Annotated in this window: 11 protein-coding genes, 1 tRNA gene and 1 pseudogene; 10 read left to right on the forward strand and 3 right to left on the reverse strand. The window is 70.4% G+C overall.

Going from position 1 to position 14,899, the window contains the following annotated elements; genetic code table 11:
* Positions 1 to 101 precede the first annotated feature (101 nt).
* On the forward strand, positions 102 to 770 hold the full coding sequence (locus LNW71_RS21410) for a GNAT family N-acetyltransferase (RefSeq protein WP_250969709.1): 669 nt from the start codon (positions 102 to 104) through the stop codon (positions 768 to 770).
* Between the two features lie 123 nt (positions 771 to 893).
* On the opposite strand, the gene LNW71_RS21415 is transcribed toward LNW71_RS21410, so the two are convergent.
* A tRNA-Arg gene (locus LNW71_RS21415) sits at positions 894 to 966 on the reverse strand.
* Between the two features lie 316 nt (positions 967 to 1,282).
* On the opposite strand from LNW71_RS21415, the gene LNW71_RS21420 reads away from it, so the two are divergent.
* The 5 genes and pseudogenes from LNW71_RS21420 (at position 1,283) to LNW71_RS21440 (ending at position 8,915) form a co-directional block, all read left to right on the forward strand.
* A complete protein-coding gene (locus LNW71_RS21420; protein WP_250972088.1) occupies positions 1,283 to 2,935 on the forward strand; it encodes a dynamin family protein in 1,653 nt (550 codons plus the stop codon).
* On the forward strand, positions 2,932 to 4,860 hold the full coding sequence (locus LNW71_RS21425; RefSeq protein ID WP_250969710.1) for a GTP-binding protein: 1,929 nt from the start codon (positions 2,932 to 2,934) through the stop codon (positions 4,858 to 4,860). The genes LNW71_RS21420 and LNW71_RS21425 overlap by 4 nt, the downstream gene beginning before the upstream one ends.
* A gap of 103 nt (positions 4,861 to 4,963) precedes the next feature.
* Positions 4,964 to 5,344: pseudogene (locus LNW71_RS37010) on the forward strand (single-stranded DNA-binding protein); the annotation flags it as partial.
* Positions 5,345 to 5,818: 474 nt separating this feature from the next.
* On the forward strand, positions 5,819 to 7,267 hold the full coding sequence (locus tag LNW71_RS21435; protein ID WP_250969712.1) for an LAETG motif-containing sortase-dependent surface protein: 1,449 nt from the start codon (positions 5,819 to 5,821) through the stop codon (positions 7,265 to 7,267).
* Between the two features lie 460 nt (positions 7,268 to 7,727).
* On the forward strand, positions 7,728 to 8,915 hold the full coding sequence (locus LNW71_RS21440) for a PQQ-binding-like beta-propeller repeat protein (protein ID WP_250969713.1): 1,188 nt from the start codon (positions 7,728 to 7,730) through the stop codon (positions 8,913 to 8,915).
* A gap of 184 nt (positions 8,916 to 9,099) precedes the next feature.
* Here the strand turns inward: LNW71_RS21440 and LNW71_RS21445 are convergent, their stop codons facing one another.
* Complete coding sequence (locus tag LNW71_RS21445; RefSeq protein WP_250969714.1) at positions 9,100 to 9,747, reverse strand: hypothetical protein; 648 nt, start codon at positions 9,745 to 9,747, stop codon at positions 9,100 to 9,102.
* A 507-nt stretch (positions 9,748 to 10,254) separates the two neighbouring features.
* On the opposite strand from LNW71_RS21445, the gene ettA reads away from it, so the two are divergent.
* From ettA to LNW71_RS21460, 3 genes are read left to right on the forward strand one after another with little or no spacing between them, the layout of a single operon-like run.
* A complete protein-coding gene (ettA, locus tag LNW71_RS21450) occupies positions 10,255 to 11,919 on the forward strand; it encodes an energy-dependent translational throttle protein EttA (RefSeq protein WP_250969715.1) in 1,665 nt (554 codons plus the stop codon).
* A 5-nt stretch (positions 11,920 to 11,924) separates the two neighbouring features.
* Positions 11,925 to 12,347, forward strand: coding sequence for a thioesterase family protein (locus LNW71_RS21455; RefSeq protein WP_285802175.1), 423 nt, complete (start codon positions 11,925 to 11,927; stop codon positions 12,345 to 12,347).
* The gene (locus LNW71_RS21460) at positions 12,344 to 13,072 is read left to right on the forward strand and encodes a hypothetical protein (RefSeq protein ID WP_250969716.1); all 729 of its coding nucleotides are present in this window, start codon (positions 12,344 to 12,346) and stop codon (positions 13,070 to 13,072) included. The genes LNW71_RS21455 and LNW71_RS21460 overlap by 4 nt, the downstream gene beginning before the upstream one ends.
* Before the next feature lie 137 nt (positions 13,073 to 13,209).
* On the opposite strand, the gene LNW71_RS21465 is transcribed toward LNW71_RS21460, so the two are convergent.
* Positions 13,210 to 13,614 (reverse strand): globin, encoded by a 405-nt coding sequence (locus tag LNW71_RS21465; RefSeq protein ID WP_250969717.1) that lies wholly within the window; start codon positions 13,612 to 13,614, stop codon positions 13,210 to 13,212.
* A 181-nt stretch (positions 13,615 to 13,795) separates the two neighbouring features.
* On the opposite strand from LNW71_RS21465, the gene LNW71_RS21470 reads away from it, so the two are divergent.
* Positions 13,796 to 14,893: an FAD-dependent oxidoreductase gene (locus LNW71_RS21470; protein ID WP_250969718.1), complete on the forward strand. Its 1,098-nt coding sequence runs from the start codon at positions 13,796 to 13,798 to the stop codon at positions 14,891 to 14,893.
* Positions 14,894 to 14,899 lie beyond the last annotated feature (6 nt).

Genomic DNA, 14,899 nt, shown 5'->3' on the forward strand with positions numbered 1-14,899 from the left:
CCGGTGGCGCCTTGGCGCGGGGGCTGACCCCTTTCAAGCTGAATCGATTCACATCGCTGCACGGTGCACGCGAGGAGCACTCCAAGGCCCCTCCAGGGGCCGTGCGTACCCTTGTTGACGGTGTCGGCCGACCAGCGGCGATCCGGCGGACGGAGCGGACCATCGCAGCCCACAGGTTCCCGGAGACGGTGCTGCGCACCGAGAACCTGACGCTCCGGGCCTTCACCCCCGAAGACATCGAGGACACCCGGGCCGCGTGCTCGGACGAACTGACCCAGCGTTGGCTCCCGCTCCCGTGGCCGTACACCGCCGAGCACGCCACGGCCTGGTGCACGGAGATCGCCCCCGCACTGCGCGAGTCGGGTGACGGCATCCACTTCGCGGTGGCCGCCCGGTCAGGGGGCCGACTGCTGGGCACCGTCGGCCTGAAGAAGACCGACTGGCGGGCGCAGGTCAGCGAGGTCGGCTACTGGGTGGCGCCCTGGGCGCGTGGCCGCGGAATCGCGACGGAGGCCACCGCGGCCCTCGCCTGCTGGCTCCTGGGCGATCAGGGTTTTCAGCGGATGGAACTCAAGGCGGCGGTGGAGAACGCCGCCTCGCAGCGGGTGGCCGTCAAGGCGGGGTTGGACTACGAGGGCACGATGCGCAACGCCGGCTTCGTGCACGGCGGCCGGACCGACCTCCGCCTCTACTCGGCGACCAGGCCCATCGATTCCACGGGCGGAACCGGGCGGAGCGGGGATCGTGCGGATTTCGACCCGGGCGCGTGAACATCGTCCGCCGCCCGGAAGGTCCCGCAGCTCTTATGCCGCCGCTACGCGGCCCTCGCTAGCGTGCCCGTGGCAGACGAAAGGCCCTCCGGTGGGGAGGGCCTCATGGTGGTGCGGGCTGCGTGCCCCCGGCAGGACTCGAACCTGCGGCCAAGCGCTTAGAAGGCGCCTGCTCTATCCACTGAGCTACGGGGGCCGGGTGGTGGTCCCGGTGGCCTGGAGCCCTGGGACCCGGGCGGGCCGTGACCTGCCGGGACAAGGATAGGGCTCCGATCGCCTGGACCCGGTTGCTTCACCTGCGTGGCACGATGTGGAGGTTCGGTGAAGCGAGACGATAATCGCAGGTAGGTGCGATTCATGCAGCGCTTTTGGCGCCTCGCGCCCCGGGTGTTGTGCACTCGTTATGCCTGCGCCCCACTCGTCCCGTCTGTCCTGAGCAGGAACCGCCGCGCAGAGGGGTCTATACGCTTCAAAAAGGCGCCAAAATTGGGCATTCTTCGCATGTGGTGACCTTGGACGTACGGCCTCAGCTCATCGACGCACTTTCCGCCCTGCGCGACCGTGTCGCTGCCGTGCGTCTTCCACTCCCGCTGCCGGGCGCTCCACGCGCCCGGCAGACGAGGCTCGAACTGCTCGCCCAGCTCGACGACTACCTGCTGCCCAGGCTCAGGGATCCCGAGGCGCCCCTGCTCGCCGTCATCGGCGGATCCACGGGTGCCGGCAAGTCGACGCTGGTCAACTCCCTCGTGGGGCGCCGGGTCAGCGAGGCCGGAGTGCTCCGGCCGACCACGCGCACCCCGGTGCTCGTCTGCCACCCGGATGACCACCACTGGTTCGCCGACATCAGGGTGCTCCCGCAGCTGACCCGCGTCTGGCTGCCGCCCGAGGAGTCCGCGAACCCCGGCCAGTGCGACGACCTCGACGGACTCGACGGGCACGCGGCCGAGGAAGGCACCGCGCTGCGCGTCGAAACCGCCGCCGGGCTGCCGCGCGGGCTCGCCCTGCTGGACGCCCCGGACATCGATTCGCTCGTCGTACGCAACCGCGTCCTGGCCGCCGAACTCGTCTGCGCGGCGGATGTCTGGGTGATGGTGACCACCGCCGCCCGGTACGCCGACGCGGTGCCGTGGCATCTGCTGCGTACCGCAAAGGAGTACGACGCCTCGCTCGTCACCGTCCTGGACCGGGTGCCGCACCAGGTGATCGACGAGGTGTCGCGACAGTACGGAGCGCTGCTCACCAAGGCCGGTCTCGGCGAGGTGCCGCGCTTCACCATCCCCGAACTCCCCGAGTCCGCGGGCGGCGGCAGCGGGCTGCTGCCCACCACGGCCGTCGCCCCGCTGCGTGCCTGGCTCGCCCACCGCGCGCAGGATCCGGCGGCCCGTCAGCAGGCGGTCGGACGTACGGCGGCCGGGGTCATCGACTCGCTCGACGTGCGGATGCCGGCACTGGCCGGGGCCGTCGCGGCCCAGTACGCGGCCGCCGTGCGGCTGACCGGCGTGGTCGAGGACGCGTACCGCAAGGAGGGCGCGCGCGTCCGGCGGCGGCTGCAGAACGGTGGCGCGCTCGCGGGGGACGCCCGGACCAGATGGCGCGGCTACCCGCTGTACAGCACCTCCGAGGAGGTCCTCGAAGCACTCGTGGAGAGCCTCGCCGCCCTCCTGGAGTGCGCGGTGGCAGCCGCCGACGAGCAGATCCGGACGACCTGGCAGCGGGAGCCCGCGGCCGCGGTGTTCGGCTTCGAGACGGTGGGCCGGGAAGAGGGGGGATGGGGCCCCGCCGAGGACATCCGGGGCCGGGTCGCCATGACCGTACGGCGGTGGCGCCGGGTCCTGGAGGAGCTCGCCGAGGAGGAGGTGCGCCTGCTGGAACGCAACGCCGCGCCCGACGCGGAGACCGTCGCCACCCTGCTGGCCGCCGCGCTGCTGGGCGGGCGCCGGGCCCGTACCGCCGGGGAACAGCTCGCCGAACGCATCGGCGCGCAGGGCGCCCTGCGGCTGCGCGACAAGGGCGGGGCCCTGCTCACCAGCTATCTCGACCAGGTGCTGGGCGGCGAACGTGACCGGCGCCTCGCCCCGCTGGACGCGCTCGACGTGGCCCCCGAGCCGCAAGCCGAACTGATTGCCGCGCTGTCCGTACTGCAGAAGGAGAGGTGGCAGCGATGACTGCCGTCACTGACGAAGGTCCGGGACAGGGCCGGGGCCAGGTACCTGAACTGAAGCACGGCCGGAACCCGGACGAGGGTTCCGCTCCCCGAAAGGGCGTGGAAGAGGACCGGGACAGGCCGGGCACAGGGTGGGACGACGGGCTCATCGCCCGCCGCGCCGCCGCCGTCACCGACGACGGGGCCGCCCCCGAGGAAGCACCGGAAGCCGCCCAGGACGACGACGTACGGCCGCAGGTCGAGGCGTACGTGCCCGACGGCAGCCCGCTCAGTCCGCGTCTGGACGCACTGCGCGAACTCGTCGGGCTCTCCAGGGCAAGGCTCGACCGGACCACCCTCGCCGAAGCGGGCCGCGTGCTCGACGAGGCCGCTGCCCGGCAGCGGCTCTCCTCCCGCCACACCGTCGTCGCCGTCGCCGGAGCGAGCGGCAGCGGCAAATCGACTCTCTTCAACTCCCTCGCCGGCGCGCAGATCTCCGAAGCCGGGCTGCGCAGGCCGACCACCTCCTCGCCCATCGCCTGCTCCTGGACGGACGGCGCCGCGGGGCTGCTGGACCGGCTGGCGATCCCGGGGCGGCTCCGGCGCAGGCCGCAGCAGAGCGGTAGCCGGGCCGACGAGGCGCTCCAGGGCCTCGTCCTGGTCGACCTGCCCGACCACGACTCGGCGGCCGCCGGGCACCGCGCTCAGGTGGACCGGGTACTGGCGCTGGTCGACGCCGTGATCTGGGTCGTGGACCCGGAGAAGTACGCGGACGCCGCGCTGCACGAGCGCTACCTGCGGCCGCTGGCCGGACACGCGGAGGTCACCTTCGTCGTCCTCAACCAGATCGACCGGCTGCCCGGCGAGGCCGCCGATCAGGTCCTGGACGATCTGCGCCGGCTGCTCGACGAGGACGGCATGGCCCTCGGTGAACACGGCGAAGCGGGCGCCACCGTGCTGTCCCTGTCCGCGCTCACCGGCGAAGGGGTGGGCGAACTGCGCGAACTTCTCGGCCGGTTCGTCCAGGAGCGCACGGCGGCGACGCGACGCCTCTCCGCGGATGTGGACGTCGCCGCGGCCAGGCTGCGTCCGGTGTACGTCGCCGAGGGGCGCCCCGGACTGGGGGAGCAGGCCCGGGAGGAGTTCGCCGACCGGCTCGCGGAGGCCGTCGGCGCCGCCGCGGCCGGCCAGGCGGCTGAGCGCGAATGGCGCCGGAACGCCGGCCGGGCGTGCGGAACGCCGTGGCTGCGGCTGTGGCGCTGGTACGAGTCCACCCGGCAGCCGGGCAGCCTGGACCGGGCGGCCCACTCCGCCCCGCCGGAGGAACACCTCACCGCACGTCAGCGGGTCGAACAGGCGGTACGCACGGTCGCGGACGACGCCGTGGACGGGCTGCCGGGACCGTGGGCGCAGGCGGTGCGCGAAGCCGCTGTGCACGGGGCGCAGGGGCTGCCCGAAGCCCTCGACGAACTGGCCGAACGCGCCGGTGGGGCACAGGGCCGGGGCCCGGACGCGGCCATCGCGGAGGAAGGGGAGCCGGGCGGAAAGGGCGGGGCGCACCGGGGGCGCGGAGGCGGGAAGCCGCCACGTCCGGCCTGGTGGCCGGCGGCCGTACTGGCGCAGGTGGCGATGACACTGCTGCAGATCTTCGGAGGCCTGTGGCTGATCGGCCAGATCGTCGGGGTACTCGAACCGGGACTGCTGACGCCCGCCCTGGTGATGCTGGCGGGGATCATCGGCGGCCCGCTGGTGGAGTGGTCGTGCGCGGCGGCGGCCCGGGGCCCCGCGCGACGGTACGGCCAGGAGGCCGAACGCCGGCTGCGCGAGGCGGCGGCCGCCTGCGGGCGGGCCCGGGTGCTCGATCCGGTGTCGGCGGAGCTGGTGCGCTACCGCGAGGTGCGGGAGCGATTCGTGGCGGTGACGGAGTTTTCCACAACGGGCCGTTAGTCCACAGGCCTCAGCAGGAATTCCGCCTCCCCTTCAGCATGGGATCAGTGACCGGACGCAAGGGTGCGGGTCGCTGATTCCAGACCGAAGGGGAGGCGGAGTCATGAACGAGACCTTGGTGACGCTGGTGGGCAATGCGGCCACCGGTGTGGAGTTCCGGGAGACCGCGACCGGGGGAATGGCGCGATTCCGGTTCGCGGTGACGCCGCGGCGGTGGGACCGGGAGAAACAGCTCTGGGCGGACGGCCACACCAGCTTCTACACCGTGTGGGCATGGCGGAGCCTGGCATCGAATCTGACGGGTTCCGTTTCCGTCGGGGATCCCCTGGTGGTGCACGGCAGGCTGAAGGTGCGCGAGGAGGAACGGGAAGGCCAGCGAAGGACGTTCGTGGACATCGAGGCGGTGGCGGTGGGACACGATTTGACACGGGGGACGTCGGCGTTCCGGCGCGTGGTCAGGGGAGAGCCGGGGCTGACGTCGCGCACGAGCGCGCCGGGGGCGGTCGAGCCGGACAGGTGGACCGTGGGCGAGGGGCCCGGGCGCGAGCAGTTGGCTGAACAGGAGGACCGGGTTCAGCCGGCGGCACGGATGGCGACGGCGGCGCAGATGCAAACGTCGCAGGTGGGGACGGCGGCCCAGCGAGGAACGGCGGAATCGGCAGGAACGGCGGACCGGCCGGATCGGGTCGAGCGCCCGGCCGGCAAACGTCGGACGACCCGTCAGAAAGGCAGTCCCGAGCTCGTGTCCGCGCCGTGACGGGCAGCAGCGAGGACCTCGGGTCCACGCGTTACCGGGGATAACGATTCTGATTCGGAATGGTTATCCGACCGTATGACGGGGGACTGTGCTTCGCTTCGTCCTTAGGATTCCCCAGTACTCACAGGGCACTTGAGTCGGCTGGCGGGACAATCCCCACACGCGCACCAGGCGCGAGGGTCTCGCCCGGAGGGGAATTCTGTGTTTTCTGCTTCTTCAGCGACCGCCTCGTCATCGAGGGCGACGGCCAACCCCCCACGGAGCCGGGGCATATCCCGCCTGGCCGCTTCGGTGGTGGCAACCGGCCTGGTCATGGCCGGCGCCCTCACCACCGCGGGCAGCGCGGCGGCCGACGAGGCGCCCCAGCACCAGGGCGGCGCGTCCGCGGTGCTGGACGGGTTGAAGACCTTTGACGATGCGGTGCTGCACGCGGACGGCAAGGACCAGAAGCTGCCCGCCGGTCTCTTCGAGATGACCGTCGACGGCGGCGGCAAGCTCAAGACGTACTGCATCGACATCCACAACCCCACCCAGGAGGAGGCGAAGTACCTGGAGACCCCCTGGAGCCAGACCTCGCTGGGCGGCAACAAGAACGCCGGCCGGATCCGCTGGATCCTGGAGCACTCCTACCCGCAGATCGACGACCTCTCGGCGCTCGCCAAGGCCGCAGGCACCGGTCCGCTCACCGAGAGGACCGCGGCGGCGGGCACCCAGGTCGCCATCTGGCGCTACTCGGACAACGCCGATGTCGAGGCGGCGGACGGCCAGGCCGAGAAGCTCGCGGACTGGCTGCAGAAGTCCGCCACCGACACCGCCGAGCCCAAGGCGTCCCTCGCCCTGGGCCCGGGAGCGGTGTCCGGCAGGTCCGGTGAGCGGCTGGGCCCGGTCACCGTCCGCACCAACGCCGGTCAGGTCTCGGTGGCCCCGCCCGCCGACTCCGCCAGCGGCATCGCGGTCACCGACAAGAAGGGCAAGCCCGTCACCACCGCGGTCAACGGCGCCGAGCTCTACTTCGACGTACCGGCAGGCTCCCCCGACGGCTCCGCCTCACTGACCGTCCAGGCCACCACCTCGGTGCCCGTCGGCCGGGCCTTCGCCGGAGTGACCAGGAGCCAGACCCAGATCCTGGCGGGCTCCAGCGAGACCACCGTCTCGGCGAGCGCCACCGCGACGTGGGCCAAGAAGGGCGCGATCCCGGCGCTCTCCGCGAAGAAGAACTGCGCCAAGGGCGGCGTGGACGTCACCGCGAGCAACGAGGGCGACGAGGCGTTCACCTTCGAGCTGGCCGGGATGACGCACACCGTCGAAGCCGGCAAGTCCGAGACCGTGACGGTGCCCGTCGCCGAGGACCAGGCGTACGACTTCACGATCACCGGCCCCGGCGGGTTCACGAAGACGTTCAAGGGCGTGCTGGACTGCAAGACCAGCGGCAGCGGCACCGGCGGCCTCGACACGCAGACCGCCGACCAGCCCAGCACGACCACCGCCACGGCCGGCGGCAGCTCCACGGGGGCCGAGGGCGGCCTCGCCGAGACCGGAAGCTCCAACGCCACCCCGATCATCGCGGGCGTAGCGATCGCCCTGGTCGTCATCGGCGGCGGCGCGGTCTTCTTCCTCCGCCGGCGCAAGGGCCAGTCCTCCGGTGAGTGATGAACGGTAGGCGCATGGAAACCCCCATGTGCTGATGAACGGTAGGCACACGGAAACCGCCATGTGCTGAGGACAGCCCCGGTACGCAGCCGCGTACCGGGGCTGTCGCGGTTCATGCGGAGCCCCGCCAGTCGAGCGGTGATTCCAGGCTCACGGCTCCCCTCCTCCGCCCCCCTCCTCCTCCGCCCCCTCCTCCTCCGCCCTTCTCCTCCTCCGGGCTCGGTCGCCACGGCGGGTCGTAAGGCCTCGACGAGGTCGGCGAACGTCGGCGCGACGCACCACCACGAGTCCTTGCTCCGGATCAGGAAACATGGCCGGAAGATCGGCCAACTGATCGTAAATACAAGGCGGTTGAGTGATCCGTAGAGGACCATGGGGGGCTTGGAAGCGGGCCGCCGAAAGGGGGCGGGTCCGTCCTGCGCGCATCGCCGCGGTGATGCCGACGATGGGGGATACCCGAATGAAACTTCGAAGAACCATCACCGTCCTGCTCGGTGCGGCACTGTCGGCGGTCACGCTCGTGACGCCGGTCGGCGCGCAGCCGACGCAGACCGGATCCTCGACCACGTACCAGGTCAACGCACGCCACGACGGCAGCCTCGTCGACACGGCTGTGGGCGCTCCACCGCTCAGCCAGAAGTGGTCCCGCGACCTGGGCGGGAGCGTCTCCTACCCCATCGTGGCCGGAGGGCGAGTCTTCGCCACCGCTGCCACACCGAACGGTTACGGCACCACCCTCTACGCCATTGACGCGGCCACCGGCGAGAACGCCTGGAAACCCGTCGACCTCGGTGGCACCTACTGGTGGTCCGCGCTCGCCTACGGGGGCGGTCGGCTCTACGCCCAGACCTACGACGGCACGCTGACCGCGTACAACCCGGCCACCGGCGCGGAGATCTGGACCGTCAAGCTGCCCGGCCAGTATTCCTTCACCTCGCCACCCACCTTCGCCGGCGGCGTGGTGTACACGGGCGGCGCGGGCTCGGGCGGCACCGTGTACGCGGTGGACGCCGCCGACGGTGCGGTGCGCTGGACCCAGCCGGTCGCGAACGGGGACAACAGCTCGCCCGCCGTCACGGCCAACGGGGTCTACGTCTCGTACGCCTGCGAGCAGACGTACGCCTTCGACCCCAAGTCGGGCAGCCCGATCTGGCACCACCGGACGGACTGCTCCGGCGGCGGAGGCCGCACCCCGGTCCTCGCCGACGGCGGTGTCTGGATCCGCGACGACGCCGGGATGACCCCCGCGGCCCTCAACGCCGCGGACGGAGAGGTCCGCAGCACCTACGAGGCCGACGGCTGGTCACCCGCACCGGCCTTCGACGGCCGCCAGGGCTACTTCGTCGACGAGGGCGTCCTTCAGGAGCGTCACAGCCGCACCCTGGCCACCCGCTGGAAGTTCGAGGGCGACGGCCAGATCAGCACGGCGCCGATCGTCGTCAACGGCTACGTCTACGTGGGCTCGCGAACCGGCCGGCTGTGGGCGCTCAACGGCGCCACCGGCCAGTCCGTCTGGTCCACCGACGTCGGCGCCCCGATCAACGACCCCGACGAGCACAATGTGTCCCAGCCGCTGACCGGTCTCGGAGCGGGCGGCGGCCTCGTGGTGGTACCGGCCACCGACCGGCTGGTCGCGTACGGGCAGTGAGCATGGGGGTGGTGGCCGGTCCGGCCACCACCCCCGGTCCGGGGGCCGGCGCCGGTCGGGGAGTCGGCGACGGTCCAGGTGACGGCCCCGGGCCCCTGGCGGACGTTGGCCGTGCGGGTGCCGGGGCCCTCATCCGGAAGCGGCGGTTGGTCAAGACAAGAGGCCCTGCATGGCTGGGCTCACATCAGGACCGTTCCTTCCTTGCGCCGACCCCGATGTCCGCGTCCGGCCTGTCTCGCTGGGTGCGCCAAGTCGTCAGTCCGTGCACCAGTAGAGCCACGGCAGTGAGCACTGCGGCAATACGAATTATGGACCAGGTGTTCGCGACGAACTGGCCCTGTGAGGAAGCCTCCGTGTCCAATCGCGCAGAGGTTTCAATGAAGGCAACCAACGGAATGAGCAGCCGGTACGGAATGCCGCCGATCCCAGGCGTTCGAGCGATGTTTCCCAACAACCCCACAGGTGCCCCGAAGGCGAAGGCTGCTATTCCCCAAACGAGGATGCTGGACGTGAGCCCATCTCCGACCTTGGAGGAGACGACCACGCCGACAGGGGTAGTCGGGAGAATCGCCTTGAAGGCGTAGTAGACGACCACGGCTACAGCCAGAGTCGAGGAAGCGAGCAACGCCGACTCGATCTTGGACCGACACAAGAAGCCCACCATGAAGGCGAAGCAAGCCCACGCCCAGCCGCTGGAGAAGATGAGGGCAGTTGCATGGCAAATCGGATTGTTAAATTTTTCCATGAACGGACCGACTAGAGCGAGCGTCGCTGCGGCAGCGAAGGTGGCCGTGATGCGTACGGCTCGCTCGCGCGGAAAATGGGCGATCACTTATCTCGATTCTGTGACCAATAACCCAAGGTGGATCATTTGCCTGGCTAGGGTTTCGGGGGCGCCGTGGAGGGATCTTCCGTCGACCGATACCTTCGGGTACAGGTGGGTGGCGGAGAATGGCTTGAAGTATTCCTTGAATTGATTCCTGGGCTCGCAGGGAGCGCTTGAAGGACGTGCGGGTTCCGGCACGCATTTCGTCGAACCCGGTCCGGACCGGGTATGAGTTCGTGGCCGAAGAGCAGCCGGTGCAGTTGTCGACGAGCCGGGAGCCGTACGCTCGACGAGGGGCCTACGGCGACCCAGTGATCGCCTCCGTGCCGTCCCAGGGCCGTGCGAGGATGCCCAGCGGTGACCGAATGCGACAGTCAGTGACAGCTCGCCTACAGGCCCGGCCACGCATAGGGCCAGGTCACGGCCACCAGGCGATACGGGTTTCCATCCAGGGGTGGCGGTCAGGCAAGATGGGGTGTATCTGCCCACTCATCGATTGCCGGACGGTTTCTCTTGGCTGAGTACATCTACACGATGCGCAAGACACGCAAGGCGCACGGCGACAAGGTCATCCTTGACGACGTGACGCTGAGCTTCCTGCCCGGCGCGAAGATCGGTGTGGTGGGTCCCAACGGTGCCGGTAAGTCCACGGTGCTGAAGATCATGGCGGGCCTGGAGCAGCCGTCCAACGGTGACGCGTTCCTGTCGCCCGGGTTCAGCGTGGGCATCCTCATGCAGGAGCCCAAGCTCGACGAGTCGAAGACCGTGCTGCAGAACGTGCAGGACGGCGCCGCCGAGATCATGGGCAAGCTCCAGCGCTTCAACGAGGTCGCCGAGCTCATGGCGACCGACTACAGCGACGCGCTCATGGACGAGATGGGCAAGCTCCAGGAGGACCTGGACCACGCCAACGCGTGGGACCTGGACGCTCAGTTGGAGCAGGCCATGGACGCGCTGGGCTGCCCGCCCGGTGACTGGCCCGTCGTCAACCTCTCCGGTGGCGAGAAGCGCCGAGTCGCGCTCTGCAAGCTGCTCATCGAGGCTCCGGACCTGCTCCTGCTCGACGAGCCCACCAACCACCTCGACGCCGAGTCGGTGAACTGGCTGGAGCAGCACCTCTCGAAGTACGCGGGCGCCGTCGTCGCCGTCACTCACGACCGGTACTTCCTGAACAACGTCGCCGAGTGGATCCTCGAGCTCGACCGCGGCCGCGCCATCCCCTACGAGGGCAACTACTCCACGTACCTGGAGAAGAAGGCCACCCGGCTCAAGGTCGAGGGCCGCAAGGACGAGAAGCGGCAGAAGCGGCTCAAGGAAGAGCTGGAGTGGGTGCGGTCGAACGCCAAGGGGCGCCAGACCAAGTCCAAGGCGCGTCTCGCCCGGTACGAGGAGATGGCCGCCGAGGCGGACAAGATGCGGAAGCTGGACTTCGAGGAGATCCAGATCCCGCCGGGCCCGCGGCTCGGTTCCATCGTCGTCGAGGTGGAGAACCTCTCGAAGGCCTTCGGCGACAAGGTCCTCATCGACGACCTGTCCTTCACGCTGCCGCGTAACGGCATCGTCGGCATCATCGGCCCGAACGGCGCGGGCAAGACCACGCTGTTCAAGATGATCCAGGGCCTGGAGACGCCGGACGCCGGCGCCATCAAGGTCGGCGACACGGTCAAGATCTCCTACGTCGACCAGTCCCGCTCCAACATCGACCCGAAGAAGACCCTCTGGGCCGTCGTGTCGGACGAGCTGGACTACATCAACGTCGGCCAGGTCGAGATGCCGTCGCGCGCGTACGTCTCCGCGTTCGGCTTCAAGGGCCCGGACCAGCAGAAGCCCGCCGGTGTGCTCTCCGGTGGTGAGCGCAACCGCCTCAACCTGGCGCTGACGCTGAAGGAGGGCGGCAACCTGCTGCTCCTCGACGAGCCCACCAACGACCTCGACGTCGAGACCCTCTCCTCGCTGGAGAACGCACTCCTCGAGTTCCCGGGTGCGGCCGTGGTCATCTCCCACGACCGTTGGTTCCTGGACCGAGTCGCCACGCACATCCTGGCGTACGAGGGCGACTCCAAGTGGTACTGGTTCGAGGGCAACTTCGAGTCGTACGAGAAGAACAAGGTCGAGCGTCTCGGTGCGGACGCGGCCCGCCCGCACCGCGCCACGTACAAGAAGCTCACGCGAGGCTGATCGTCTTGGCACGTCACATCTACAGCTGCCCGCTGCGCTGGTCGGACATGGATGCCTTCGGCCACGTGAACAACGTGGTCTTCCTCCGCTACCTGGAGGAGGCGCGCATCGACTTCATGTTCCGGCTGGCGCCGGGGGACGGCTCGCCGTCGTTCGCGGGCGGCTCCGTCGTCGCCCGGCACGAGATCGACTACGTCCGGCCGCTGGTCCACCGGCACGCGCCGGTGACCGTCGAGTCCTGGGTCACGAAGATAGGCGCCGCGTCGCTGACGATCGCCTACGAGATCAAGGACCCCGAGCAGGTGTACGTACGGGCGTCGACCATCGTCGTGCCGTACGACCTGGCCGAGGAGCGGCCCCGGCGGATCTCCGCCGAGGAGAAGCTCTTCCTCCAGAAGTACCTGGCCGAGGAGCCCGCGGCGGCATGACCGTGCCCGTGCAGTCGCTTCGGTTCGCCGACGCGAGGGAGGCCGCGGATCTCGCGGGCTTCCTCGGTCGGCTGCTGCACTACGACCGTGCCGCGGCCGTGCGGCTGCAGGCGGGCGGCGGAGCGCTCGCCGTTTTCGGCCGGCCGCCGTCGTTCGAGGTCCTGGCGATCCGGGCGGTACGGCTGGCGGGCTCGTCCGACCTTGCCGGCTCGGGTGACCGTGCGGGTGCGCATGACTTCGACGTCACCGTGTCCGCCGGTGAGCTCCTCGAGTCGCTGGACGTCGAGGGACCGGAAGCCGGTGCGGGGTCCCTGCCCGCGCCGGTGACCGGACCGCCGTGGACGGGTGTACTGCCCCCGCGCGGCGGCTGGCAGGAGTGCCCGGGGCTGCCGGGCCCCGACTCCCTCGGCGCGGCGCTGACCGCCGCCGTGGCGGAGTTCCGGGGGCGCGACGAGGCCCTGCCCGCGGACCGTCGTTCGCGGGCCGAGCGGGACCTCATCGGACGCGACATCTGGTCGCGGACCGTCGGCGGCACGGAGCTGCCGCTGCGGGCCGTGCACGCGGCCCAGGCCCTTGGCTTCCTCCGGCCCGCACCGGACTTTCCCGTCGCGCTGCTCGCGGCCGGGGCGTGGCTGCGGCTGCGGACCCCCTTCGGCGCGATCGCCTTGCGGCGGGCCGGTTCGGGGGGCGGGCTGGGGATGCTCGGCGTCTCGGTGGGCGGCTAGGACCAGGACCTCTCGGGCGCGCACCGGGGCACCGGAGCCGGGGCGTCCCGCGCCCGGCTCCGTCCTCAACCGCCGGCTCGGCTCGATTCCGCTCGGCCCGGTCCGCGGCCTCGCGGCCCGGTCCGGGGCTCGGGTGTTCAGCCCTCGGTGTTCACCATCGAGGCGGCCGCGTAGGTGAGGTAGTCCCACAACTGTCGCTCGTGCTCCGGCGCGAGTTCGAGCTCGTCCAGAGCCACCCGCATGTGGCTCAGCCAGGCGTCGTGCGCGGCCCGGTCCACCCGGAACGGCACGTGCCGCATCCGCAGCCGCGGATGTCCCCGCTGGTCGCTGTAGGTGCGCGGGCCGCCCCAGTACTGCATCAGGAACAGCGTGAACCGCTCCTCGGCCGGGCCCAGATCCTCCTCCGGGTACATCGGCCGCAGCAGCGGGTCCCCGGCCACACCCTGGTAGAAGCGGTGGACCAGGCGACGGAAGGTCTCTTCGCCGCCGACCTGCTCGTAAAAGGTCAGCTCCTGCAGCGTGTCGCGCGGGTTCTCAGTCACCCGTCCATCGTCGCAGACGCACCGGCCGGGGACCGGTGCCCGGGTGAATCGATCACGTCCTCGCGCTCATCGCTCGCCGACGGCAGGCGTGCACCGAAAACAAGCATTTACAGTTCGCTACACGAACTAGTATGGTTCGTAGTGCGAACGATACCTGCCGTGCTGCTGGGAGTGGGGAATCATGAACCGTACGGTCGTGGTAATTGGTGGAGGTTATGGAGGCGCCGCTGTCGCTAAGGCGCTGGACGGCGAGGCGGATGTCGTGCTCATCGATCCCAAGGACGCGTTCGTCCATGCGGCGGGATCCCTCCGGGCGCTGGTGAAGCCCGACTGGGCGGGCAATATCTTCTTTCCGTACGACACCCTGCTCCGGCGCGGCACCGTGCGGCGCGAGCGGGCCGTCGCGGTGGATCCGGGGGGCGTCACCCTGGCCTCGGGGGAGCGGATCGCGGCCGACTACCTGGTCCTCGCCACCGGCTCCGACTATCCGTTCCCGGCCAAGATGGACGCCGATCTCGCAGGCGACGCGCTGGAGCGGATCCATCAGGCCCATGCGGAGCTCTCCGCCGCCGGCCGGGTGCTGATCGTCGGTGCCGGTCCGGTCGGGCTGGAGCTCTCCGGCGAGATCAAGGCGGTCTGGCCGGAGAAGCACGTGATCATCACCGACCCCGCCGAGGAGCTGGTACCCGGCTTCCTGCCGGAGCTCCGCGAGGATCTGCGCCGCCAGCTGGACGCGCTCGGTGTGGAACTGCGCCTGGGCACCACGCTGGCCGAGGAGCCGCCGGCCGGACCGGGGCGGACGAAGTCCTTCACCGTGGCCACCGACGGCGAGGAGATCTCCGCCGACATCTGGTTCCGCTGCTACGGCGTGCACGTCAACGGTGACTACCTCGCCGACGGCAGGGTGACCGTCCGGACCCCGCGGGGGCAGGTCCGTGTCACCGAGGCGCTGAACGTCGAGGGACACGACCACATCTACGCACTCGGGGACATCACCGACCTGCCCGAGGCCAAGATGGCCGGTTACGCGATGAAGCACGCGCAGGTCGTGGCGGAGAACATCCTCGCCCGGATAAGGGGAGAGCGGCCCACTGCCGCCTACCGGCCGTCCCCGGTGCCCTCGATCCTGCTCCCGCTCGGCCCCAGGGGCGGGGTGGGGCAGGTGCCCACGCCCGACGGGCCTGCTGTGCTGCCGGCGTCGGCGGTCAGTGAGTACAAGGGGGCGGACCTGTTCACCGGCCGGTTCGCCGAGCTGTTCGGCACCGCCGGGCGCGGATAGGGTCCC

This window comes from Streptomyces sp. RKAG290, assembly GCF_023701695.1.
Classification (GTDB): domain Bacteria; phylum Actinomycetota; class Actinomycetes; order Streptomycetales; family Streptomycetaceae; genus Streptomyces.

Excerpts from the sequence above, each read along its gene's own strand:
- LNW71_RS21440 (WP_250969713.1), top strand. The coding sequence starts at position 7,728 with ATGAAACTTCGAAGAACCATCACCGTCCTGCTCGGTGCGGCACTGTCG.
- LNW71_RS21460 (WP_250969716.1), top strand. The coding sequence starts at position 12,344 with ATGACCGTGCCCGTGCAGTCGCTTCGGTTCGCCGACGCGAGGGAGGCC.
- LNW71_RS21470 (WP_250969718.1), top strand. The coding sequence starts at position 13,796 with ATGAACCGTACGGTCGTGGTAATTGGTGGAGGTTATGGAGGCGCCGCT.
- LNW71_RS21425 (WP_250969710.1), top strand. The coding sequence starts at position 2,932 with ATGACTGCCGTCACTGACGAAGGTCCGGGACAGGGCCGGGGCCAGGTA.